This is a genomic window from Streptomyces sp. NPDC053069, assembly GCF_044546895.1.
Taxonomy (GTDB): domain Bacteria; phylum Actinomycetota; class Actinomycetes; order Streptomycetales; family Streptomycetaceae; genus Streptomyces.
The window spans coordinates 334616-355766 of the sequence record NZ_JBITZN010000006.1; the positions used below are offsets into that span (position 1 = coordinate 334616).

Sequence of the window (21151 nt, forward strand, 5' to 3'; positions counted from 1 at the left end):
ACCGCGCCGTACACAGATGTGGGGGCCCGGAACGTCCCGGGCCCCCACAGGCCGAACGGCGGTCGGACGGCCGGGGTTCAGTCCGTGGAAGAGGTCTCGCCGGGGGACACGGGCGGGGCGGCGGGCGCGGCCGGTGCCGCCCTGACGCCGGCGGGGTCGGCGTCGATGCAGTCGGTGAAGCGTACGAAGGGGGCCGGGGTCGCGCGGGGGCCGTCGGTGACGGCGAACTCGCTCTGCGGCTGGCTCCGCAGCAGACACATGTCGTAGCGGACGACGGCCGGCTGGGTGGCCTGCCGGACGGTCGTCCGGTACTGGTGCCGGCCCACGAGCTGGCAGGAGTCGTAGCGGATCAGCGGCCCCCGGGAACCCACGGTGTACCGGTGCGGCCGGGCCTCGGGGGCGAAGTCCTTGAAGGCGTTGGAGGTGTCGTCGCAGTCGGTGAAGTGGACCGTCCCGCTGCTCCACGTGCAGTCGATGATCCGCACGTCCGGGTTGCGCACCTCGAACCGGATGTCCTGGGCGTGGAAACGCTGCACCGAGTCGCGGTGGTCGCTGACCGGGAAGCGGAAGAAGGTGCTGGTGGTGCCGTACCCGTCGGTGCTCGTGGGGCGCTTGCCGGTGATGATGTAGGAGCCGCCCCGGCAGGTGATGGATCCGCCGTAGGGGAACTCCAGGAAGTTGCCCCACTCGTATTCGACCTTCATGTCGGTGAACCAGTAGTTCAGGAACTGGTCCTGGTCGTCAGGCCTTTCCTGCGCGTGCCCCGTGAGGCCCGAGTACAGAAACGCCTTCCGGTAGCTGCCGGCGACCGTGCAGGCTTCCCACAGCATCTCCGAGTTGGTGTTCGTCCCGTCCAGGGCCAGCCCGTACTCCCATTCCCCGAGCCATTCGCACTCCCAGAACCGGTAGTCCTGGGCGTGTCCGGTGGAGTAGGAACGGAAGAAGGACGCGCCCGGTGTGGCGGAGCGGAACTGCATGCGCTCGAAGGAGAGGTTGGACCAGCTGTCCTCGTTGCGGCACAGAAAGGAGCCGGGGCCGGTGTCCGGGCGGAAGACGAGGGTGGTCATGTTCTTGCCCGCGCCGACGAAGCGCAGCCCGTTCGCGGGCCGTGGCGGGGCGGCGCCGTTCAGCAGGGCGTGCGGACGGGTGATGAGGAAGTCTCCGGCGGGAATCTCGACCACCAGTCGGCCCACCCCGTCGCGGACCCGGGCGGCCGCGAGCGCGTAGGCGGTTTCAAAAGCCTTGGTGTCGTCGGTGCGTCCGTCGCCCACGGCACCGAGATCGACGACGTTGACCGAGGACATCGGTCCGATCGGTGCTTCCTTGGCGGACGGGCCCCGGCGGGACGCACTTTTGGCGGAAGCACTGCCGGCGGACAGGGATGCCGCGACCAGCAGTGATGTTCCGCCGCGCAGAATACGCCGACGATTGCGGGCCCTCTCACCATCCTGTTCTGTCATAGTTGCCTTCCTTTCTAGATTTTTATGTCACAAGGAGGGTTATGCCCGAGTTCGCGGAGGCGTTGAGGCAGCTGGCGACGGCACAGAAATCGGCGAAGGGGGTGTCGGTCTACAGTCGGTTCGTCAATCGCCCGGCCGGCCGTGTGCTGGCAGCGCTGGCCTCCTGGGCCGGTGCGACCCCCAATCAGCTGACGGTGCTCGGTGCCCTGTTCACCTTTCCGGCCCTGGCGGCTGTGGCCCTGCTGCGTCCCGGGCCCGTGATGTCGGTCTGTGTCGGTGCGGCCCTCGCCCTGGGCTTCGCCCTGGATGCCGCGGACGGTCAGCTCGCGCGTGGCCAGCGCTCCGCGAGCCTGTCGGGGGAATGGCTGGACCATGTGCTGGACTGCGTCAGGACCGTCACGCTGCATCTGGTGGTGCTGGTGGCGTTCTACCGTTTCTTCCCCCTTCCCAGTCCGCTCTTTCTGCTGGCGCCCATGGTGTTCCAGACGGCGGCGGTGGTGATCTTTTTCGCCGGCATTCTCACGCAGCAGCTCAAGGGCCGGGCGGCGGCGGAAAGGGGTGGGGGTTCCGCCTCGGCGCTGAGGTCCGTGCTGCTCCTGCCGGTCGACTACGGCACGACCTGCGCCTGCTTTCTATTTCTGGGCCGCCCCCGTCTCTTCCTTGTCCTGTACTGTGCGCTCCTGATGGCTCATGTCCTGTTCATGGCCGCTTTCCTGGTGAAGTGGTTCCGTGAGCTGCATCAGCTCCAGTGCCCTGCGCAATAGGGTGCTGGAGGTGTGCACGGTGTAGGGGAAGTAGGCGACTTCGACACCGACCTTCGCGAAGCGGCGTTCGAGGACGTTCCATTTGGGAGTGCCCTTCCAGTCGTCGCCCTTGAACACGATGTGGAAACCCACCTGCCGCCAGACGTGCAGTTTGTCCTCGTGCGTCTCCACGACGACATCGTCGACGTGCCGCACACTGCGTACGATCTCCAGGCGCTCGGCCAGCGGAATCACCGGTGGCCTGCCCTTCAGCCGCCAGGTCAGCTCGTCGGACGCCACCCCGGCCACGAGGCGGTCACAGTGCCGGCGCGCCTCCCGCAGGATGCTGAGGTGCCCGATGTGGAACAGGTCCCAGACGCCGGGCGCATACCCGGTGCGTGCCGCTTCCACAGATCAGGCTCCGCTCTTCCGGCCGCCGGGGGCGGGCACCGTCACGGGCAGCGGGGCGGACCGGGGCGAGGTGCGGGTGCCGTTCGTGACCTCGATCGTGTACCGGTGGTGTGCGCCGGCGGGCACGGAGTCGGTGTAGCTCATGTCCGGCAGGTGCCAGGGCGTGGAGGACTTGGTCTGCCGGGAGATCAGCTTTCCGTCCCGGTAGAGCCGGTAGGTCAGGAGTGCGACGTTGCGGTCCCACACGGCATGCCAGCCGATGGTGGCCTTTCCCGGGCTCACGGACGCGAGCGTGAGCGCGGGGGCCTGTGGCGCGCTCTTCGGGGCACTCGTGCCGAAGCGGGTGAGTCCTTGTTGCGGCCGGCCGTTGACCTGCGTGAACTCGCCTCCGACCCAGAGGGTGTCCCGAGCCGCGGTCAGGGTGCGGGGACCCACACCTTCCCCGAGTCCGCCGTCGGTGTCGGGGAACCAGTGCAGGATGTGCCGGTCGGTGACCGACTGGGCCAGGAGGGTGTGCCGGATTCCCTGTTCGGGAAAGCCGCCGGGTGTCCTGGAGCAGTCGTGGGCGTGGGAGGCGCTGTAGAGAACGTCCTTGACGGGCAGCACGGCCTGGGTGGCGCCGAGGCAGGTGTCCTTCCACACCATGGTGTTGTTGCGGAGGCGGCCCGCGATACGTCCGTCGAAGACGCCTTGTCCGTCTCCTTCGGCCCCGATGTAGAAGCGCGAGCCGTCCCGGGCGATCGTCTTGACGCGTGAAGCGGGCGGGAGCCAGTCGGGATAGGTGTGGACCGTCGCTCCGGTGGTGGGGTTCAGCGCGACCAGGGAGCGGACCAAGTCGCCGTTGACCCAGACGAAGTCCCCTCCGACCAGGAGCTCGCGCTGCGCGGGCACGGCCGACAAGGCACGGACCGACAGGTCGATGTCCGCCTTGAAGGGCAGCAGGGAGCCGCTGTGCGTGAGGGCGGCGACGCGGTACCTGACCTGGTCGTCGACCATGTGGAAGTCGCCGCCCAGGTACACCTCTTTGCCGGTCGTCTCGATCGCCCGGACGGTTGCGGACACCACGGGCCGGAAGTCCTTGCGCAGGGAGCAGTCGGAGGTGTTGATGGCTACGGCGTTGACCACTCCCGTGGACCCGACGCGGTGGAACAGACCGCCCACGTACAGCACCCGGCCGTCGGGGGAGGCCTTCAGGGCCCGCACCGTGCCGGTGACGTACGGGCCGCCGCCGTCCCGGAAGGACGGGGCGCAGGGCAGCAGTTTGCCGGTCACGGCGTCGAACGCGGCGAAGTTGTGCCGCACGACCGTTCGGGTGCCGGCCTTGGCGCCGGGCGGGCGGACCGTGTCGAAGGTGCCTCCGGCGTAGACGACACCGCGGGCGTACGCCAGGGACCAGACGACGCCGTTCGTCTGCCAGGTGGGCAGCGGATCGGCGCCGAGCGTGGCCGGCTGCCCGCTCGTCACCGCTGCGGCGGGAGCGCCGAACAGAGCGCCTGCACACATCAGGGCCGCGGCAGCCGAGCCGGTGACCGCCTTCTTGGGGGGCTTGCTGTGACGCACGGGGCACCTCGACGTAAGGGAGCGGGGCGGAAGGGCGATGACGCGGCCGGCTGCTCGCTCACTTCCAGCGGCGTACGATATCGCCACATAAAAGTACCAAATGCGAACATTTCAAAAGTTGGACCGCGAGCAAGTTCTGACGGTGTGTCACCCAGCAGGGTGTGTGGGGCCGCATGCCGATCTGCCAGCCGGCGGGCACGCCTACCGCGGCGAAGGGGCCGGTGCCGGTGCGGGAGCAGGCACAGCCGGCGCCGGCACGGACGGCACCGCCCCGAGGGCGGGCCGGGACACCCGGCTGCCCGGGGTCGTGATGAGCAGCGGGATGGTCATCGTCAGCAACATCGGGCCCGAGATGCCGAGCAGACTGCCGCGCAGGAAGACGAACTGGTAGAACGCGAAGGCCGGTACCAGAAGAACCGCCAGGGTGTCCGGCCGGTCGCGCAGGCGTTCCCGGGTCTGGTCCATGCGGCGTCCTGCCGCGCCCAGCAGGCAGAAGACGACGACCACTGCGGGAGCTCCGGCCCGCCGGTAACTCTCGATCCACAGGGGCGCGGAGAGGTTGAAGAAGTCGTAGCCCGCAAATCGCGCCAAGGCGATACCCGTGTCCTCGGGTTTGTCCGGCCACACCGATCGCGGCACCATGAAGAGGACCGGGCCGAGCGCCGACCGGGGAGAAAACCCCTTCTCCCGCACGTAGTCGATGCCGGTCTGCAGCTGCTGGAAGGCGTCGTAGTCGCCCTTGGCCGTGAACTGCTCGGCCGGCGAGATGACGGAGACCGCCTGACGGTCGTCGTAGCGGAAGTAGTCGCAGTAGGGGAAGACGACGAGCACCATGGCGAGAAGGCCGACGGCGATCGCACGCGAGGCGCGGGGGCGGCACAGCCGGGGCACGCTGAACAGCAGCGTCAGCAGCACCGTCCCGGCCCAGAACCTCGGCTTGCTGATCGGGTTGTTGACGACGATGTTCACTGCGACGAGCAGCGGCAGCAGCAGCCGGCGGACGCCGCGCAGCAGACGGTCCCCGCCCGGGACGCGCGGCAGGCGCAGCAGGCCCAGCAGCGCCCAGAAGGCGGGCACGGCCAGCGACCAGCTGCGCAGCGGCTCCAGGAAGGACTCCGCCGAGTCGCCCGGGGTGCCGGTCTCCTGAACGGCCTGGCGGCTGGTGAAGTACACGGCAACTCCGCCCGGCTGGCGGGGAATCAGCAGCACCGCCAGTGCCAGCGCGAGGCCGCACAGCAGGAGGACGCGCCAGGGCGCGAGGCGACGAGCCAGCAGCCGTTCCACCACGCCCGGCCGGAAGGCGGCCCGGCGTACGGAAGTCGTGTGTTCCCGGCGTGCGGCGAGGGCGGTTCCGGCGCTGTAGGCGACCAGCCCCAGCTCGACGAGCGCCACGGCCGCGAGGGAGGTGTCCGCACCGGCCCGGTAGGGCCAGGGGTAGGTGTCCGAGCTGAGCATCGTCAGGGGGGCCAGGCCGAACCAGATGTAGGAGAACATCCAGAATCCGAGACCGACCAGCCGGATCCTGGGCGCGGTGAGCACGCGGGTGAGGGCTCCACCGGTGTGCGCAACGACGACGCCCTGCAGAACAAGGGCCATCGGCACCGGCCCGCCCTGCGGCCGGAGGAACAGCACCGGCAGCAGGACGACCAGCACCACGGCCCAGGCACAGACCGCGGGCAGACTGCGGACGCGATCGTCCCGCATCCGGATCCCCCTGATGGACGACTGATTCAACGGAAGCCTCACTGAGGAGTGGGGGGCCTTGCTGTCGGATGACCGGGCGAGACCCGGGTTCGTCGCATACGCGGACCGCGGAAGCAAATACGCTCCAGTCGAATTCTGCCGGGATCTCCGCTTTCCGGGGCCGCGGAGATATTCCGGTCGCCCCGAGGGTCAGTGGGCCAATTCGCCCCACGACTTCAGTCCGGTCAGCTCGCGCAATTCCTGGCCGTCCAGCTCCGGCTTGGCCACCCACCCCGGGGGCTTCTGGGCGACCATCGACCATGTGTCCCGGGTCGATGGAATGAACCGGCTGACGGCCAGATAGGCACGCAGCAGCCGGGGCGGCACCTTGGACAGAATGTGGTGGGTGCCGCCCAGCTCGCGCACCTGCAGCCCCAGCGCCTTGGCCAGCGCCAGGCAGTCGCCCTCGGTGTACTCGCGCACGTGGCCGCGCCAGGCGCCGGGATACCAGTAGTACAGCTCGTACGGCGGGTGGCTGGTCCTGCCGCGCAGCACGTCCAGGCGCTTGCGCAGGTTGACGTGGTTGGGCACGGTGACGAACAGATACCCGTCGTCGCGGACCCGCTCCAGCAGGCCGATCAGCAGGTCGCGCGGCGAGTCGTGGAGATGTTCCAGCACGTCGTGGAGCATCACCATGTCGAAGTCCCCGGTGTCCGGGAGAGCACCGCCGTCGAGCTGGATGTACTCGATGCCCATCTTCTCGGAGAAGTCCAGGATGCGCCGGCGGGTGTCGCCACGCTTGTGCCAGTCGTCCTGGAGGTCGTCGGCGGCGGTGCACTTGTAGCCCAACGCCGCGAGCACCGCGGTCTTGTCCGCGGGGCCCGCTCCGAAGTCAAGGATCCGTGCCCCCGGCCTCAGAAACCGCTGGACGGTCTGGGCGATGGTGATGTGACCGCACAGCCACGGATAGAAATAGTCGGGGAACGGAAAAGCGTTCGTGACCTCTGTCAGCGCTTGTTCCATCTCGGCATCGACCTTGATGTACCTGTGCATCAATATGGTGCCTCATTCAGTTCTTTCAGGAGGGGCGAGAGATTTTGGCATCGTAACAGCCCGCGTATGGCACTACGATTATTCGAGAGGCTTGTTTTCCTGAGTCCCTGTTTTATGCACTCATACGGTGCGACGGTGCCGCACCTGCACCAGTTCGCTCACTCCCAGCGGCGCGCGGTACCACCACAGAAGAGCGCCCAATACGGGTGTTCCGAAGACAAGTCCCAGCGCGAGCCCTGAAGGGGCGTCACCGGCCAGGATCCGTACGGCCGCCAGGACCACGGCGACGGCCAGGGCGATACCGAAAGCCCGCCGGTACCCGGCGGCCACGGTCGGGAAGCCGAGGCCCAGCCGGACCAGCAGGGCGGCCGAGAGGTTCTCCACGATGACGGCCGCGCCCCAGGAGACGGCCGCGCCGACAATGCCCCAGCGGGGCGCCGCGAACACGCCCAGGCCGAGCTGCACCGTGAACGACGCGGCCGTGCAGGCCAGATGCCACGAACTCTTCCCCGCCATGAGGAGCACGGTCTGTGCGCTGCCGACCGCGACATTGACCATGGAGGCGGCGCACATCACGACCAGGGCGGCCGCTCCCTTGGTGAACTCCGGTCCGAAGACGGAGAGGACGGTGCGGGGGAAGTCGGCGAGGAGAACGAACAGCGGCCAGGACAAGAGGGCGACCCAGCAGGTCGAGATGCGGTGCAGATGGTGGGCCTCGGCGGTCTCGCCGACCGCGAGGAGTCGGCTGAGCTGCGGGGAGACGGCCAGGCGGACGGCGAGCTGGAGGAGGGTGCCCGCGGTGACGACACGGCTGATGGCGGTGTAGATGCCCGCCTCGGCGTCGGTGGCCAGCGCCGACAGCAGGATGACCCCGACCCAGACCGAGCTGATGTCGAAGACCGAGGAGACGGCGCGAGGCGCGCAGAAGGACCAGAAGGCCCGCCAGGAGACGGCCTCTCCGCCCACCCGGGCCGCCGGGACGTGGCCGGCCCGGCAGCGGTTCAGGCCGAGCCACGCGGCCGCCAGACCGGCCAGCGCCGGCAGCAGCCAGGCCGCCGCCAGGGACAGCATCCCGGGGGCCGCGTACGCCACCGGCACCGCGATCAGCACCCGGAGCACGGGCTTGCCGATCTGCTCCACGGAGACGAACGGCACCACGGTGCTGTATCCCTGGCCGGCGGCCAGCAGGACCAGGCTGACGGTGGCGACCGGCAGGAGCAGGCCGAAGAACCGGATCAGGGCGACCGCGTCGGCGCGGGGCAGATAGGGCAGGAGCGATGTCGCCACCGTGGGGCACAGCAGCAGCACCAGGGCGGTGGCGGTGGCGGCCGCCGCCGCGGGCAGCACGGCCATGCGCAGCAGGGAGCCCACCGAGCGGCCCCCGTTGAGGGCGAGGTCCCCGGGGATGAAGCGGACGAGCCCGGTGTCGCCGCCGAGCTTGCAGACATTGCTGGCGATGGTGAACACGGCGACGCCCGTGAAGATGGTTCCGGCGCCGTGGGCTCCGACCGCGCGGGTGACCAGGCCGACGAAGAGGAAGGCGAACACGGCGTTCGTCGCGCTGCCGACCGCACCCCACAGCCCTCCCCGTGCGGCCGCGGCGACCGTGCTGCGGGTGATGGCCCCGGACGTGCTGAGAGGGGCCGTCCCGGGCGCCGTCATCCCTGGGAGACCGTGAGCGTGTCGTGCTGCCCGGAAGGCTGCGTGGCCGGCAGGACGGTCTCGGCCGGGGTGCGGGGCTTCACACGGCGGAGCAGCGCCGCGCGCACCCCCTTGCGGGCGCGTCCGGCGTCCACCACGGCGCCCAGCAGGCGTCCGCGGGAGCAGTCGATGAGTTCGCTCACCTGCCTGAGGTCCTCCCGGCGGGTGCCGGCCCGGGTGACGACCAGGACACTGCCGAGGTGTTCGGCGGTCAGCAGCGCGCCGGGGTGCTCCAGCAGGGGCCCGGTGGCGATGACCGCGGTGGGGGAGTCGGCGCCGGACGACACCTTCTCCAGCACCTCGCGCAGCTCGTAGTGGAGCGGCCGGCCGGTGCTGCCGCTGGAGCAGAGGGCGAACCGTCCCGCGGCGCCGGCGTCGACCAGGACGCCCCCGTCGGGCAGGGGTGTCTGCTGCCGGGCGTGCTCCGCCTCGGACAGCAGCGGCAGGCGTGCGGCGAGCCCGGGTGCCTCGGGGTCGGCGTCCACGAGCACCACCTGCCGTCCGTGCTCCGCGAAGGCGGCGGCCAGGTTCGCGGCGACCTCCTGGACGGCGTCGCTGCGCCGCGGGGACACCACGAGGAGATGGCCGGTACCTTCCGAGAGGCCGGTCTGCGCCAGGCGGAAGGCCACGGACCGGTAGGCCTGGGCGCGGGCGCTGCCCGTGCCGTCGACCGTCAGCAGGGTGTCGCCGGTGCGCCTGGAGTGGGGCAGGGTGGCCAGCACCGGTGCGCGCAGGGCGGCTTGGACCTCGCGGGCCGACCGCACCCGGCTGTCGAGGGCCGAGCGCAGCCAGGCCAGGAGGACGGCCAGGACGGCACCGCCGGCCAGTCCGAGGACGAGCAGCGTCCGTACCCCGGGGCCGGAGGGGTGCGCGGGTGCCGCGCCCGGGCGGACGACGTCGCCGCCGCTGGTGTCGCGGGAGCTGAGCTCGGACACACGTTTTTGCAGGCCGGCGATCTCGCTGTTCAGGGCGGAGTCGTCGGCGCCGTCCGCGTCCTTTTTCTTCTTCTGCCGGGTCAGGTTGGCGATCTGCTGATTCAGGCCGCGGATGGTCCGCCGTACGGCCGTGTCGTTACGGCTCCTGCGGTCGGCGAGATAGGCCTCGGCGAAGGCGTTGACGCCGCGCGCCGCGCGCTTCGGGGAGCCGGCGGTGAACTCGAAGCGGAGCACCTGGGACTTCGCAGGGTTGGTGACCCGGAGATGGTTCTGCAGTGCCGAGGCCCGGCTGCCGGCCTGTCCCAGGGCGCGCGCGGCACGGACGGCGACGGCGGTGCTGCCGGCGATCTGCTGCTCCGTGCCCATGCTGATCTGGTTGTCGGCGGGCACGCTGACCGGGCCGAAGGGGTCGGCGTCGGCGCGGACGAGGACATCGCTGGTGGCGCGGTAGGTGGTGGCGCCGTACAGCGCCACGGCCAGCCCGCCGAGCAGTCCCAGGAGGACTCCCAGTGCCATCACGACGCGGTAGCGCAGGAGCAGGCGCAGTTGCTCACGGAGCTGGTCCCGTTCGTCGAAGCGGTCGTCGAAGGGGATCGGACCGGTCACAGGTGGCCTCCTGGGTGAGGAAGTGATGGGGGAGAGGTGGGGGGCGGACGCGCCTGCCGGCATGTGTCGCAGTCCCCCTCGGCTGGGAACCTCACCGGCCGATATATAGCGTCACAATCTTGCAAACCACCTCAGGCGCGCCAATACGGAGGAAATCGGTCAAACATCAATACTCTGGGCGAGCGGATGCCAAGTGATGGCACAGCCGGCCCCCCATAGGCCCCCTTCACCCGAGGAGTTGTCCATGAACAAGCAGGTCGACGCCGTCGTAGCCGGTGGCGGGGGATTCATCGGCGGACACCTCGTGAATGCGCTCCTGGCCGAGGGGCTGACGGTCCGCTCCATCGACATCAAGCCCTTGCGTGACTGGTACCAGGTGCACGACGGCGCGGAGAACGTGATCGCGGACCTCTCGCTCCTGGACGGCGCGCGCAGCGGCGTCCAGGGGGCCCGGCAGGTGTACATGCTGGCCGCGGACATGGGCGGCATGGGCTTCATCGAGAACAACAAGGCCGCGTGCATGATGTCGGTGCTCACCAGCACCCACATGCTGCAGGCCGCACACGAGGCCGGTGCCGAGCGCTACTTCTACTCCTCCTCCGCCTGCGTCTACGCCGCCGGCAAGCAGACGGACCCGGACGTCACCGCGCTGAAGGAACAGGACGCCTATCCGGCACAGCCGGAGGACGGCTACGGCTGGGAGAAGCTCTTCTCGGAGCGCATGTGCCGGCACTACGCGGAGGACTACGGGTTCACCACCCGCGTCGCCCGCTACCACAACGTCTACGGCCCGCACGGCACATGGGCCGGCGGCCGGGAGAAGGCCCCGGCCGCGGTGTGCCGCAAGGTGGCCGAGGCCGTGCTCTCCGGCGACCACCGGATCGAGATCTGGGGCGACGGACAGCAGACCCGCTCCTTCATGTACATCGACGACTGTCTGCACGGCACCCGGATGATCATGCGCGGCGACAGCGGCGTACCGGTCAACCTCGGCTCCTCGGAACTCGTGACCATCAACCAGCTCGTCGACCTGGTCGAGCAGATCGCGGGCATCCGCTGTGAACGCAGCTACCGGCTCGACGCCCCGCAGGGCGTGCGCGGCCGCAACTCCGACAACACCCTGATCCGCGAGATCTACGGCTGGGAACCCTCGGTCCCCCTGCTCAACGGCCTGGAGAGGACCTACGCCTGGGTCTACGACCAGGTGAAGCGTTCGCACGGCTGAGGCGACGGTGCGAGGACGCGACAAGCCGATGAGGATCTTCGTACACGACTACAGCGGTCATCCCTTCCAGGCCCAGCTCAGCCGGGAGCTGGCACGCCGCGGGCACGCGGTGGTCCACTCGACCTGCGCGGCCTATCTCAGCGGCAAGGGCGACCTCGGGGCGGACGTCGCCGGCCTGCGCTTCGCCACCATCGGGGAGCGCACGGTGCTGAGGAAACAGGCCTATGCGCACCGGCTCTGCCAGGAGACCCGGCTGGGCGTCGAGCTGGCCCGGCAGGTCGCACGGGCCAGGCCCGGGGTGGCGCTCCTGTCCAACCTGCCGATTCCGGTACTCGCGGTGACCGCGGCGGTCCTGAAGCGGCTGCGGATTCCCTGGGTGCTGTGGCACCAGGACATCACCGCCGTCGCGCTCCAGCGCTTCGCCGCCGCCGATGTCGCGGGCGCGATGGGCGTCGCGGCGAAGGTGTTCGGCGCCGCCGAGAAGTGGGCGGCACGGCAGGCCGCGGCCATCGTGGTGATCGCCGACTCCTTCGTGCAGGTGCACCGGCAGTGGGGCACCGCCGACAAGGTCACGGTGATCCCCAACTGGGCGCCGCTGGATGAGATCGTCCCGGTGGCCAGGGCCAACGCATGGTCGGACGAGCAGCGGTTGAGCGACGTCAGAACCCTGCTCTACGCCGGCACGCTGGGCCTGAAGCACAACCCCGTGCTGTTGGTGCAGCTGGCGGAGCGCCTGCGGCAGCGGGGGGAGCGGGTGCGCCTCGTGGTCGTCAACGAAGGCCCGGCCGTGCCCGTCCTCACCGAGGCCGCCGCCGCCCGCGGGGTCGAGCTGACGCTGCTGCCGTTCCAGCCCTACCGACGGCTGTCCGAGGTGCTGGGCACGGGCGACGTACTCGTCGTCCTCCTCGAAGCGGACGCCGGGATGTTCTCGGTGCCGTCGAAGACCCTGTCGTACCTGTGTGCCGGGCGTCCGGTGCTCGGCCTGATGCCCGCCGACAACCTGGCCGCCCGGCTGCTGCGGCAGGCCGGCTCGGCGGTCTTCCCACCGGACGAATCCTCGTTGGAGGGTGCCGCCGCCTGGATCCAGGACGTCCTGTCCGACCCGGAACACGCCGCGTCCCTGGGCAAGCAGAGCCGCGTGCTGGCCGAGCGGGAGTTCGCCCTGGAGGCCTCCGCCTCCCGCTTCGAGGACATCCTCACAAGGGTGACCGGCACCTCGGCCCGCTGAGCCGGCCGGATCCTGTCGGCCGGCGGACGGTCTCCCGGCGGGACACCGATCCGCCGGTGCCGTCCTCTACCTCCTGCGGGACCGGTCCCGGTACATGTCCTCCAGCCGGTCCACGACCGCGCGGATGGAGAAGACCTCCCTGATCGCCCGGTGGCCGGCATCGACCAGCCGGCGGCGCAGCGCTGCGTCGGTGAGCAGCCGGCCGACCGCCTCGGCCAGCGCCTGCGGACTGCCGTCGGTGACCATCGCCGCCTGCCTGTCCGCCAGTTCGCCCGCGATGCCGCAGCTGCTCGTGCACACGACAGGCGTTCCCTCGGCCAGCGCCTCCAGAACGGTCATGGGAAACATCTCGACAAGACTGGGCAGCACGTACACGGTGGCCCTGCGGTAGGCCTCCAGCGCCGCGGAGTGGTCCAGCGGGCCGCCGTAGCACACCACATCGGTCAGCCCCCGGTCGGCGATGAGCTGGTTCACCTGCCCCAGCGATCCCTCGTCGGCACCGTAGAGCGTGAACCGCGCCTCCGGGATCTCCTTGTGCACCAGGGCGGCCATCTCCACGAACACCTCGGGGCGTTTGCCCGGGTGCAGCCGGGCGAGGAAGATCACCTCATGCGGGTCGCGCCCCTGCTCGTGCCCTGCATGAGGGGACAGGCCCATGCCGTTGGCCAGCGTCACCAGCGGCGGGTGCCCGGCGCCCAGCACCGCGGGCAGGGCCCGCCGTTCCCGCTCGGTGAGCACGAGGCAGCGGCGCGCCCGCCGCAGCAGGGGGACGTAGACGCTGTCGAAGACGCGCGCGAGGGCACCGGTGCGGGGCTCGACCATGCCGTGCGTCTGGACGACGAAGTCGACGCGCCGCAGCCGGGCGACGGTGAGCGCGGCCAGGGACACGAGGTCCCTGCCCACATGGAGGTGCACGGCGTCGGCGTGCCCCATGGCCCGCCACAGATCCCACAGCAGCAGGGGGTGCATGAGGCCGAGGCACCCCTGGCCCGGGACGACGGTCCGCGCCCGGCGGGAGAGGAAGGGGACGGCGCCGAGGCGCGGCGGAGCCGGCGTCGCACCCCGCCACAACGACACCAGCCGTACGTCGTGGCCGCGTTCGGCCAGCTCCTGAAGCTGGGCGAGCGCCACGCTCGGCGGGCCGCCGAAGGTCCCGTCGTCGCTGACGAGCGTGACCACCTGGACCACTCTCATGCCCCGACCTCCTTCATGGACGCGGACGCGGCCGTCCCCTGCATGCCGCCCGCCGTCAGGACGGTGCCCGGTGCCAGGTCCCGGTGGGCCACGGCACCGGCGCCCACCACGGCGCCCTGACCGACGGTGACGCCGCGCAGGACGACCGCCCGCGCGGCGACCCAGCTGCCCGGCTCCAGGCGGACGGGTCCGTTGTCGTACTCGAACGTGGGGGAACGGCGCAGATGACTGCCCGTGCACAGCAGCGCGTTCTGCGAGACGCAGCAGTCGCTGCCGATGGTGACGGGTTCGAGGTTGATGATCCAGGCGCTCTCGCCGATCCACACGTCGTCGCCGACGTCCAGCTTCCACGGCCAGTGCACCCGCACCCCGTGCCGGATCAGCACCCGCTGTCCGATGCGGGCGCCGAAGGCCCGCAGCAGCGGCGGACGCCAGCGGTCCGGGCACCACCACTTGACGAAGACGAGGTGCTGGACGGCGAACCAGGCGGCCTGGACGAGCAGGGGACGCCCCTTGTCGTACCCGGCGCCGGTGAAGCCGCGCAGGGACCATGTCGCTGCCATGACGCTGTACCTTTCAGTAGGCGCCCTGGCCGTCCAGTACCGCTCGCACGGTGCGGGCCATCACGTTGACGTCCCCGGCCAGGGACCAGTTGTCGATGTACCGCAGATCGAGCGCGACGGTCTCGTTCCAGGAGAGGTCCGCTCGTCCGCTCACCTGCCACAGCCCCGTCAGACCCGGTTTGACGGTGAGCCGGCGCCGTTCCACCGGGTTGTACTTGACGACCTCCTCGGGCAGCGGAGGGCGCGGTCCGACCAGGGACATGTGGCCGAGCAGGACGTTGAACAGCTGGGGAAGCTCGTCGAGCGAGTAGCGGCGCAGGACGCGTCCGACGGGGGTGATCCGCGGGTCACGGCGCAACTTGAACATGTGCCCGTCGTTCTCGTTCGCCTCTTCCAGCTCGCTCTTGAGCCGGTCCGCGCCCACCACCATGGTGCGGAACTTCCACATGGAGAAGTGCGTGTTGTACCGGCCCACGCGCGTCTGCCGGTACAGGGCGGGACCGGGTGAGCCGAGCCGCACCGCCAGTGCCACGCCGAGCAGCAGGGGGGAGAGAAGGACGATCAGCAGCAGGGCGCCCAGCCGGTCCACGACGGTCTTGAACAGGGCCGGGATCCCGCGGCGCGCGGGCGGTGCGATGTGCAGCATCGTCAGCCCGGCGGCAGAGGTGGCACGCAGCCGGCGCCGTGCGACGTCGACGATGCCGGGCAGCACGACGAGGGGGCAGCCCCGGTCGTGCAGCGCCCAGGACAGCCGGCGCAGCCGCTCGCCCGACATGTGGCGGCTCACCGCCACGAAGACCAGGTCGGCGGCCAGTTCGTCGACGGCTCCGAGCACTCCCGCCGCGTCCGTCTCCGGTGGCTGCGGCGCTTCGCCGGCCAGCCGTACGCACACGGTGACACCCGAGGACACCGGGTGCCCGCCCACCGCGCAGGCGCCGACGATGACGTATCCGTGGTCGGTGCGCTGGGCGAGCTGCGCGACCACGGCGTCCACCAGGGGGCCTTCGCCGATGACCAGGACGCGGTGCAGTACGCGGGCGTCCCTGCGTGCGGCCCGCAGCCGGCGGCGGATCACCTTCTGACAGGTCGCGGTGAGCACCAGCGCGGGCAGCAGTGCGGTGAAGGCCTCGATGGGGCCGTTGTCCGGTCCGCACAGCACACGCAGCACGGCCAGGGCGCCGACCAGGATCAGCCAGTCCCTCAGGACGGCCCGCAGATCGACCGCGTCGGTGCCGACCCCGGACGCGTAGCGCTTGCTCGCCACCCCGATCAGCGGCCACAACGCGGCGGCGGCAGCGGCCAGAAGCAGCGCACGCGGTTCCCAGCCCTGGAGGACCGCCGCCGGCACGGGCAGCGCCGCCCCGACGAGATCCACACAGACGGAGAGCGCGCCGTACCCATGGACCCGTGTGACTTCGCGGTGAAGCGTCTTGTACGGCGTGGAGGAGGGCGCCTGCCCAGACACCGCGTTGGTGGACCGCCCCATGGCTCTCCTTCGGAAGCCCCCAGTCGCTCTCATCGGCCACTACTTATATCAGGCATTCTTCACAAAACAATGTCATTCGGTACGAGAGTGTGGTCGGTGACGAGGGCGTGTGATGGGCGTATGTGAGGAAAGTGTTAGGAGAGCATCATATGTGTACTATCAGGACATTGAGGAACCATCAGCCGCATCTGAGGGGCGCTTATGTGGAACAGAGTGCTGGCGGTCGGAGCTCACCCGGACGACATCGAGTTCGGCTGTGGAGGTGCCCTCTTGCGGCACGCGGCGCACGGCGCCTCGATCACCATGGTCGTCGTCAGTGACGGAGCCCTCGCCGGGGACGCCGTGGTGCGCGCCGCCGAACAGGACCACGCCGCACAGCTCCTGGGCGCCAAGGCGGTGATGCTGCACCGGCCCGACGGCCGGCTCGGGCCGCTGCGCGAGCTGGTGGACCGCCTTGAGGAGGAGATCGAGAACGCGGCCCCCGACCTGGTCTACGCGCATCTGCCCGAAGACATCCACCAGGACCACGTCAGAACGCACCAGGCCCTCAGGATCGCCGCTCGGCGCCTGGACAACGTACTGCTCTACGAGTCTCCCCGGTCCCCCCTGCTGTCATCGGGCATCAGCGTGGACATCAGCGCGGTGATCGAGCGGAAGACCGCCCTCCTCGCAGCGCACGCCTCACAGACCGGCACCCGCACCGAGCTGGGGGCCGAGGCGGTCCGCGCACGGGCCGTGCTGCACGGCAGCCGGGTCGGCTGCGCCCACGCCGAGATGTTCCAGCCCCTGCGTTTCACGATGCCGCTCGACCGCGCCGTGTGACGTCGCGGCGCGCCCCGCACGCCGCCTTGAGCGGGTGGCGCCGGTGCGGTGTTCAACGGCGGCCGGTGCGGCCTTCGGCGACGCGCCATACGGGGGACATCCCTCCCACGCGCGAGCGAGCCGCGCCGCGAGCCATGGCCTCGCGATCACCGTGGGGAGAAGCCGGTGGACCGAGGAAGGAGAGAACGATGCCGGTATTTGCCGTGCTCGCGCACACCGAGCCCCGGCTGTTCGCGCGGCTGGCCGAGCGGCTGGCGCCGTACCCGGTGGTCGTCCACGTGGACGCACGGTCGCGCGCCGCCGACTTCGCGGGGGTGCCGCGCACCACGTACGTCCGCGACCGCGTCGCCGTCCGGTGGGGAGGTTTCTCGGTCGTCCGCGCGACGCTCGCCCTGTACCGCACGGCGCTGGAGCTCGCGCAGCCGTCCGACCACATCGTTCTGCTGTCGGGGCAGTGCTACCCCGCCCGGCCGGTGCGCGCATTCGCCGCACACCTCGCCTCGGCGCCGTTCCGGCAGCACTGCCGGGCCGCCACGGTGCTCGACGACGCGACCACCGCCCGCCGGCTCCTCAAGCGGTGGTGTTTCGACGCCGTGCCGACCGGACCGGGGCCGACCGCTCTGCCCCGCGCCCTGCTGCGCAGAGGGATCACGGAGCTGACCCCCCGGCGCAGGCCCTCGGTGTTCGGTGACATCGAGCCGGTCGCGGGCAGCCAGTGGACGGCGTTGACCGCCGACTGCGTCGCGGACCTGCTCGGCAAGGCGGAGGACCCCCGCTGGAAGAACCTGTTCCGTACGACGCACGCGCCCGACGAGATGTTCTTCCACACGCTCGTCTGGAACAGCGGCTGGCGCGAGGAGGTGGAGGACCCGGTCCTGCGGCCGCGGGCCGGGCGAGGCACCGCCGACTTCACCAACTTCCACCACCTGGAACGGCTGCTCACGGGTACGCGGACGCTCGCCGATCTCCCGGCGATCGAGGCCTCCCGGATGTTCTTCACCCGCAAGGTCGCGTCAGCGCAGTCGGCGGAGTTGCTCGACGCCCTCGACGGACGGGCGTGAGCCGGGGCCCATCGGGGCAGGCCCGTCCGTCCCCTGCGCCGCCGGCTCGGATGGCGCAGCAAACGGAAGCAGAGCCGACGGGTGCCGGGCACGAGGTGTCCGGCACCCGGTGCACTACCGACGGGCCGCGGCCCGGCCTCGCCGGTACAGGACGGTTCCGGCGGCCAGCAGCGCACCGCTGGCGGCGATGGCTGCGGAGGTGGTCTCGGCGCCGGTCTTGGCCAGCTCCGGGGGCGGCGGAGTCCGCTTCACGGGCGGTGCCTTCACGGGGACGGGCTTGGGCGCCGGGGCGTGCTTGCGGGGCGGTGGCGGGACCGTCTTGGTGGGGGGAGGCGTGGGCGTGTCCTCGCCGTAGCAGGGGCAGTCGGACCCGTAACCCGGCCCGTCGTCGCCGTAACCGGAGCCGGCGGTGGAGCTGTCGTCCGAGCCGTAGCTGGAGCCCTCGTCGCTCGCCTTCGTCGTGGGGCTGTCGGAAGCCGGGGCCGTGTACCCCACCTCCCGGTGCGCCTGCCGCACGGCGGCCTGCGCACGAGCGATCGCCCTCAGGGCACTTGACTCACCGGGGACGGCCTGCTGGGCAGCCGTATCGCCCGACAGCACCGTGTGTGAGTCCGCGCCTGTCGCCTGCGGACCGGAGTCCGCGAACGCCCATGTGCCGGACAGAGTCAGGGCGCTTGTCGCGGCGGCGGCCACGACCAATCCCTTGGTCAGGGTCTGTCGCACTCTCGTTGTCTTTCTCTCAGGCGGGAAGGGGAAGCCGGCGTCGGCCGCTGATCCGGCCTTGTCGATTGCCGGGTTCCACAGGGTCGCCGCAGGGGACCGTGATGCCGCACGTTCACACTCGCCACGACCTGCGAACTGTGAACGAGATATGAAGGCCCGAAGATACCGAGAGGCGTGGAATGCCGGAGAATTCACCCGATTGCCCGCCCACGCCCGACGGTGAGCGGCCTCAGCCGCCGCTCAGCACCGCGTTCTGCCGCACGGTCCATGGGTCCCGGGTGCGGATGTCGTGCCCCGAATGGACGGGCGGTTCACCGGAATGAGCCCGACCGGTTGCCGAAGCCGCCGGGTGATCCCACGGTGGGCTCAGGAACCCGTCGTACCGGCGATCCGACGCACCAGTGAAAGGAACGTCCATGGGCGGTCCACGCGCCACACCGGCAACGGCCGGCTCCCCGCCGATCAGGCCGCCACCCGCGTCCAGGCCGCCGAGGACACCGTCACCGAGGTGACCTGCCGGCCGCCTGACGAGGCGCCGACCTGGGCCGTACCGCAGCGGCGGCCCAGGGGCGAGTGTCGTGGGTGCCCCCGAATACCAGGGTCGAGGGGCGCCCTTACGACGCTCCGTCCGGACGCGGCCCGCACGTCCCTCGATCGTGTGGAGCGCAGGCCGCCGTCCTCCGGTCGGGTGAGCGAGCACCGGGCCGTCCCGTCCGGTGCCGATAAGGTCGCGCCGTGACCTCAGCCGCCGCCGACACGCGCCTGTTCCGCCCCGCCGCCCCGGGCCGTCCCGCCCGGCCCGGCGGGACGGTCCCGGTGCCGGCGCCGGAGGTCCGGGCGGTCGTCCCCGTGCCGTCCCGATCCGTCCGGGCCGGGGCCCGGCACGACGGCGCGGGCCGCGGCCCGGACGGGCTCCCCGCCTGCCGGCGGCGTCCGTGCCCCGGACGGTGGCCGGCAGCCGCGGCTTCGCGCTGCTGCCGGTGGTGGTGAGCGGCGAGCCGGGACGCCGGCCTTCCGGGTCGGCACCCCGGACAAGTACAGACCCGTCGGCGGAGCTTCGCGACCAGCTGATCACTCCCGCCGGCGGCGGATCGCGCGGCGCCGCGGCAGGGCCGCCGCGGCAGGCCCGGCTCGGTGCCCGGGTCACCGGTCCGGCCGCACGTCGGTGACCGGCCGGGCCGTCCGTCGGTTACGGCATCGACAACCGGACCGGACGAGGAGTGAACGATGGTTCTTGGCGTCGGCGGAGTGCCGGGAGGCGGGCAGCGCGGGACGCCGGTCGCGGGCGGAGCGCGGCCCCGGGACAGAACGCGGCGGGACGTGACGCGGAGGCTGCTCGCCTCGGCCGTCGGCGTGGCGCTCGCCCCGGTGGCCACGGCCTGCGGACGGCCCCAGCACACCCCGGACGACGGCAGGCAGGCCGGCGCCTTCGACGAGAACTACCGGGGGCGCCACATCCGGGGCGTCGAGGTCCGCACCTCCGGCCGGGCCGCCGGCACCCAGTGGGCGGTCACGATCGACGGCCGCCCCCTGCACCTGATGCGCCGCGCCGACGGCAGCTGGCTGAGCATGGTCGACCACTACCGCTCGTACGCGACCCCGCTCGCCGCGGCCCGGGGAGCGGTCGACGAGCTGGGTCCCGACGAGCAGGTGCGCGACCTGGCACCGGGACCGATGGGCGGCGCACCGGAGCACGGGGGAGGCGGCCATGGCGTACACGCGTAAGAACATCAGCAGGCTGACCCGCAGCGAGCGGCGCCGGTTCGTGGACGCCCTGCTGGAGGTCAAACGGCGCGGCGAGTACGACGAGTTCGTACGGATGCACATCAAGTACAACACCCCCGACGGTGAACGCGGGCTCCGCACCGCCCACATGACGCCCTCCTTCCTGCCCTGGCACCGCAAGCTCGTGCTGGAACTGGAGCGGGCGCTGCGCCGGGTGGACGCGTCGGTGACGGTGCCGTACTGGGACTGGACCCGCGACCGCACGGCCACTTCGCTGCCGTGGACCGACGATCTGATGGGCGGCAACGGGCGGCGCTCGGACCGGCAGGTGATGACCGGTCCGTTCGCCTACCGATCGGGCCACTGGAAGATCACCGAGGGGGTGACCGACCGGCAGTACCTCACCCGCGACCTCGGCCGCGCCCGCAACCCGATCGAGCTGCCGACCGCCCGTGACCTGGAGTCGGCGCTGGCCGACCCGGTCTACGACACGTCACCCTGGGACTCGACGGTCACCAGGGGATTCCGCAACAAGCTGGAGGGGTGGGGGCAGGGCCGGGGCAGCGTCTCCTGGCACAACCACAACCGGGTGCACCGCTGGGTGGGCGGAGTGATGGTCGGCGGTGCGTCCGTCAACGACCCCGTCTTCTGGCTGCACCACTCCTTCGTCGACCTGCAGTGGACCCGCTGGCAGCAGCGGCACCGCGAGCACCGCTACCTCCCGGCCGAGCCGCCCGGCGCCCGCGACGCCCAGCACGGCCGGATCGTGGCCCGGCACGAGCGGCTGCCGCCGTGGGACGTGACGCCGGACCAGCTGGAGGATGTGAGCGGGATCTACCGGTACGAGTGAGGCCGCATCCGGCAGACGGCACACGGGAGGCAGCCAACTTCCCGTGTGCCTCAGCCCGTTCGCTATGCCGTTCGAGGTGTCACACGTCCCGCTGAAAAGCCGGCGACACAGCACCCGCCACT

At 71.0% G+C, this 21151-nt stretch carries 17 protein-coding genes and 1 pseudogene; 7 read left to right on the plus strand and 11 right to left on the minus strand.

Translation table 11 applies throughout. The features are described from left to right. Positions 1 to 77 precede the first annotated feature (77 nt). On the minus strand, positions 78 to 1304 hold the full coding sequence (locus tag ACIGXP_RS16640) for a glycosyl hydrolase family 28-related protein (protein WP_399768874.1): 1227 nt from the start codon (positions 1302 to 1304) through the stop codon (positions 78 to 80). A 197-nt stretch (positions 1305 to 1501) separates the two neighbouring features. Between ACIGXP_RS16640 and ACIGXP_RS16645 the strand changes: the two are divergent. Then, positions 1502 to 2209: pseudogene (locus ACIGXP_RS16645) on the plus strand (CDP-alcohol phosphatidyltransferase family protein); the annotation flags it as partial. On the opposite strand, the gene ACIGXP_RS16650 reads toward ACIGXP_RS16645, so the two are convergent. The 6 genes from ACIGXP_RS16650 to ACIGXP_RS16675 form a co-directional block, all read right to left on the minus strand. Continuing rightward, on the minus strand, positions 2093 to 2614 hold the full coding sequence (locus ACIGXP_RS16650; RefSeq protein ID WP_399768876.1) for an adenylyltransferase/cytidyltransferase family protein: 522 nt from the start codon (positions 2612 to 2614) through the stop codon (positions 2093 to 2095). The pseudogene ACIGXP_RS16645 and the gene ACIGXP_RS16650 sit on opposite strands and share 117 nt — an antisense overlap. 3 nt (positions 2615 to 2617) lie before the next feature. Further along, complete coding sequence (locus tag ACIGXP_RS16655) at positions 2618 to 4174, minus strand: fibronectin type III domain-containing protein (protein WP_399768878.1); 1557 nt, start codon at positions 4172 to 4174, stop codon at positions 2618 to 2620. A 201-nt stretch (positions 4175 to 4375) separates the two neighbouring features. Next, complete coding sequence (locus ACIGXP_RS16660) at positions 4376 to 5878, minus strand: hypothetical protein (protein WP_399768880.1); 1503 nt, start codon at positions 5876 to 5878, stop codon at positions 4376 to 4378. 189 nt (positions 5879 to 6067) lie between these two features. Then, positions 6068 to 6910 (minus strand): class I SAM-dependent methyltransferase, encoded by an 843-nt coding sequence (locus ACIGXP_RS16665; protein WP_399768882.1) that lies wholly within the window; start codon positions 6908 to 6910, stop codon positions 6068 to 6070. Between the two features lie 120 nt (positions 6911 to 7030). Further along, the gene (locus tag ACIGXP_RS16670; RefSeq protein WP_363214034.1) at positions 7031 to 8572 is read right to left on the minus strand and encodes an oligosaccharide flippase family protein; all 1542 of its coding nucleotides are present in this window, start codon (positions 8570 to 8572) and stop codon (positions 7031 to 7033) included. Further along, positions 8569 to 10152: a hypothetical protein gene (locus tag ACIGXP_RS16675; protein WP_399768884.1), complete on the minus strand. Its 1584-nt coding sequence runs from the start codon at positions 10150 to 10152 to the stop codon at positions 8569 to 8571. The genes ACIGXP_RS16670 and ACIGXP_RS16675 overlap by 4 nt, the downstream gene beginning before the upstream one ends. A 244-nt stretch (positions 10153 to 10396) precedes the next feature. Here ACIGXP_RS16675 and ACIGXP_RS16680 point away from each other — a divergent pair, with 244 nt between their 5' ends. Together ACIGXP_RS16680 and ACIGXP_RS16685 are read left to right on the plus strand one after the other, a co-directional pair. Beyond that, the gene (locus tag ACIGXP_RS16680) at positions 10397 to 11377 is read left to right on the plus strand and encodes an NAD-dependent epimerase/dehydratase family protein (protein WP_399768886.1); all 981 of its coding nucleotides are present in this window, start codon (positions 10397 to 10399) and stop codon (positions 11375 to 11377) included. 28 nt (positions 11378 to 11405) lie between these two features. After that, positions 11406 to 12605, plus strand: a complete 1200-nt coding sequence (locus ACIGXP_RS16685) for a glycosyltransferase family 4 protein (RefSeq protein WP_399768888.1) — start codon at positions 11406 to 11408, stop codon at positions 12603 to 12605. Positions 12606 to 12671: 66 nt separating this feature from the next. Here ACIGXP_RS16685 and ACIGXP_RS16690 read toward each other — a convergent pair whose 3' ends face one another. The 3 genes from ACIGXP_RS16690 to ACIGXP_RS16700 are packed head-to-tail and all read right to left on the minus strand — an operon-like array spanning position 12672 to position 15737. Then, positions 12672 to 13799: a glycosyltransferase gene (locus ACIGXP_RS16690; RefSeq protein ID WP_399768890.1), complete on the minus strand. Its 1128-nt coding sequence runs from the start codon at positions 13797 to 13799 to the stop codon at positions 12672 to 12674. Next, on the minus strand, positions 13796 to 14362 hold the full coding sequence (locus ACIGXP_RS16695) for a DapH/DapD/GlmU-related protein (RefSeq protein ID WP_399768892.1): 567 nt from the start codon (positions 14360 to 14362) through the stop codon (positions 13796 to 13798). Before ACIGXP_RS16695 ends, ACIGXP_RS16690 begins: the two co-directional genes overlap by 4 nt. A gap of 13 nt (positions 14363 to 14375) precedes the next feature. Continuing rightward, complete coding sequence (locus ACIGXP_RS16700) at positions 14376 to 15737, minus strand: sugar transferase (RefSeq protein ID WP_399769095.1); 1362 nt, start codon at positions 15735 to 15737, stop codon at positions 14376 to 14378. Between the two features lie 312 nt (positions 15738 to 16049). On the opposite strand from ACIGXP_RS16700, the gene ACIGXP_RS16705 reads away from it, so the two are divergent. Both ACIGXP_RS16705 and ACIGXP_RS16710 read left to right on the plus strand, forming a co-directional pair. Further along, complete coding sequence (locus ACIGXP_RS16705; protein ID WP_399768894.1) at positions 16050 to 16670, plus strand: PIG-L deacetylase family protein; 621 nt, start codon at positions 16050 to 16052, stop codon at positions 16668 to 16670. A 188-nt stretch (positions 16671 to 16858) separates the two neighbouring features. Further along, positions 16859 to 17731: a beta-1,6-N-acetylglucosaminyltransferase gene (locus ACIGXP_RS16710; RefSeq protein ID WP_399768896.1), complete on the plus strand. Its 873-nt coding sequence runs from the start codon at positions 16859 to 16861 to the stop codon at positions 17729 to 17731. 114 nt (positions 17732 to 17845) lie between these two features. On the opposite strand, the gene ACIGXP_RS16715 is transcribed toward ACIGXP_RS16710, so the two are convergent. Next, on the minus strand, positions 17846 to 18454 hold the full coding sequence (locus ACIGXP_RS16715) for an LPXTG cell wall anchor domain-containing protein (protein ID WP_399768898.1): 609 nt from the start codon (positions 18452 to 18454) through the stop codon (positions 17846 to 17848). A 1227-nt stretch (positions 18455 to 19681) separates the two neighbouring features. Here ACIGXP_RS16715 and ACIGXP_RS16720 point away from each other — a divergent pair. Together ACIGXP_RS16720 and ACIGXP_RS16725 are read left to right on the plus strand one after the other, a co-directional pair. Beyond that, positions 19682 to 20179 carry a tyrosinase family oxidase copper chaperone gene (locus ACIGXP_RS16720; RefSeq protein ID WP_363216843.1) on the plus strand — a complete coding sequence of 166 codons (498 nt, stop codon included), beginning with the start codon at positions 19682 to 19684 and terminating at the stop codon, positions 20177 to 20179. After that, the gene (locus ACIGXP_RS16725; protein WP_399768901.1) at positions 20163 to 21029 is read left to right on the plus strand and encodes a tyrosinase family protein; all 867 of its coding nucleotides are present in this window, start codon (positions 20163 to 20165) and stop codon (positions 21027 to 21029) included. Before ACIGXP_RS16720 ends, ACIGXP_RS16725 begins: the two co-directional genes overlap by 17 nt. Positions 21030 to 21151 lie beyond the last annotated feature (122 nt).

Bases quoted from the DNA above. Each gene is read 5' to 3' on its own strand.
- ACIGXP_RS16640 (WP_399768874.1), bottom strand. From the start codon at position 1,304: ATGTCCTCGGTCAACGTCGTCGATCTCGGTGCCGTGGGCGACGGACGC.
- ACIGXP_RS16660 (WP_399768880.1), bottom strand. From the start codon at position 5,878: ATGCGGGACGATCGCGTCCGCAGTCTGCCCGCGGTCTGTGCCTGGGCC.
- ACIGXP_RS16665 (WP_399768882.1), bottom strand. From the start codon at position 6,910: ATGCACAGGTACATCAAGGTCGATGCCGAGATGGAACAAGCGCTGACA.
- ACIGXP_RS16670 (WP_363214034.1), bottom strand. From the start codon at position 8,572: ATGACGGCGCCCGGGACGGCCCCTCTCAGCACGTCCGGGGCCATCACC.
- ACIGXP_RS16680 (WP_399768886.1), top strand. From the start codon at position 10,397: ATGAACAAGCAGGTCGACGCCGTCGTAGCCGGTGGCGGGGGATTCATC.
- ACIGXP_RS16685 (WP_399768888.1), top strand. From the start codon at position 11,406: ATGAGGATCTTCGTACACGACTACAGCGGTCATCCCTTCCAGGCCCAG.
- ACIGXP_RS16690 (WP_399768890.1), bottom strand. From the start codon at position 13,799: ATGAGAGTGGTCCAGGTGGTCACGCTCGTCAGCGACGACGGGACCTTC.
- ACIGXP_RS16695 (WP_399768892.1), bottom strand. From the start codon at position 14,362: ATGGCAGCGACATGGTCCCTGCGCGGCTTCACCGGCGCCGGGTACGAC.
- ACIGXP_RS16705 (WP_399768894.1), top strand. From the start codon at position 16,050: ATGTGGAACAGAGTGCTGGCGGTCGGAGCTCACCCGGACGACATCGAG.
- ACIGXP_RS16710 (WP_399768896.1), top strand. From the start codon at position 16,859: ATGCCGGTATTTGCCGTGCTCGCGCACACCGAGCCCCGGCTGTTCGCG.
- ACIGXP_RS16720 (WP_363216843.1), top strand. From the start codon at position 19,682: ATGGTTCTTGGCGTCGGCGGAGTGCCGGGAGGCGGGCAGCGCGGGACG.
- ACIGXP_RS16725 (WP_399768901.1), top strand. From the start codon at position 20,163: ATGGCGTACACGCGTAAGAACATCAGCAGGCTGACCCGCAGCGAGCGG.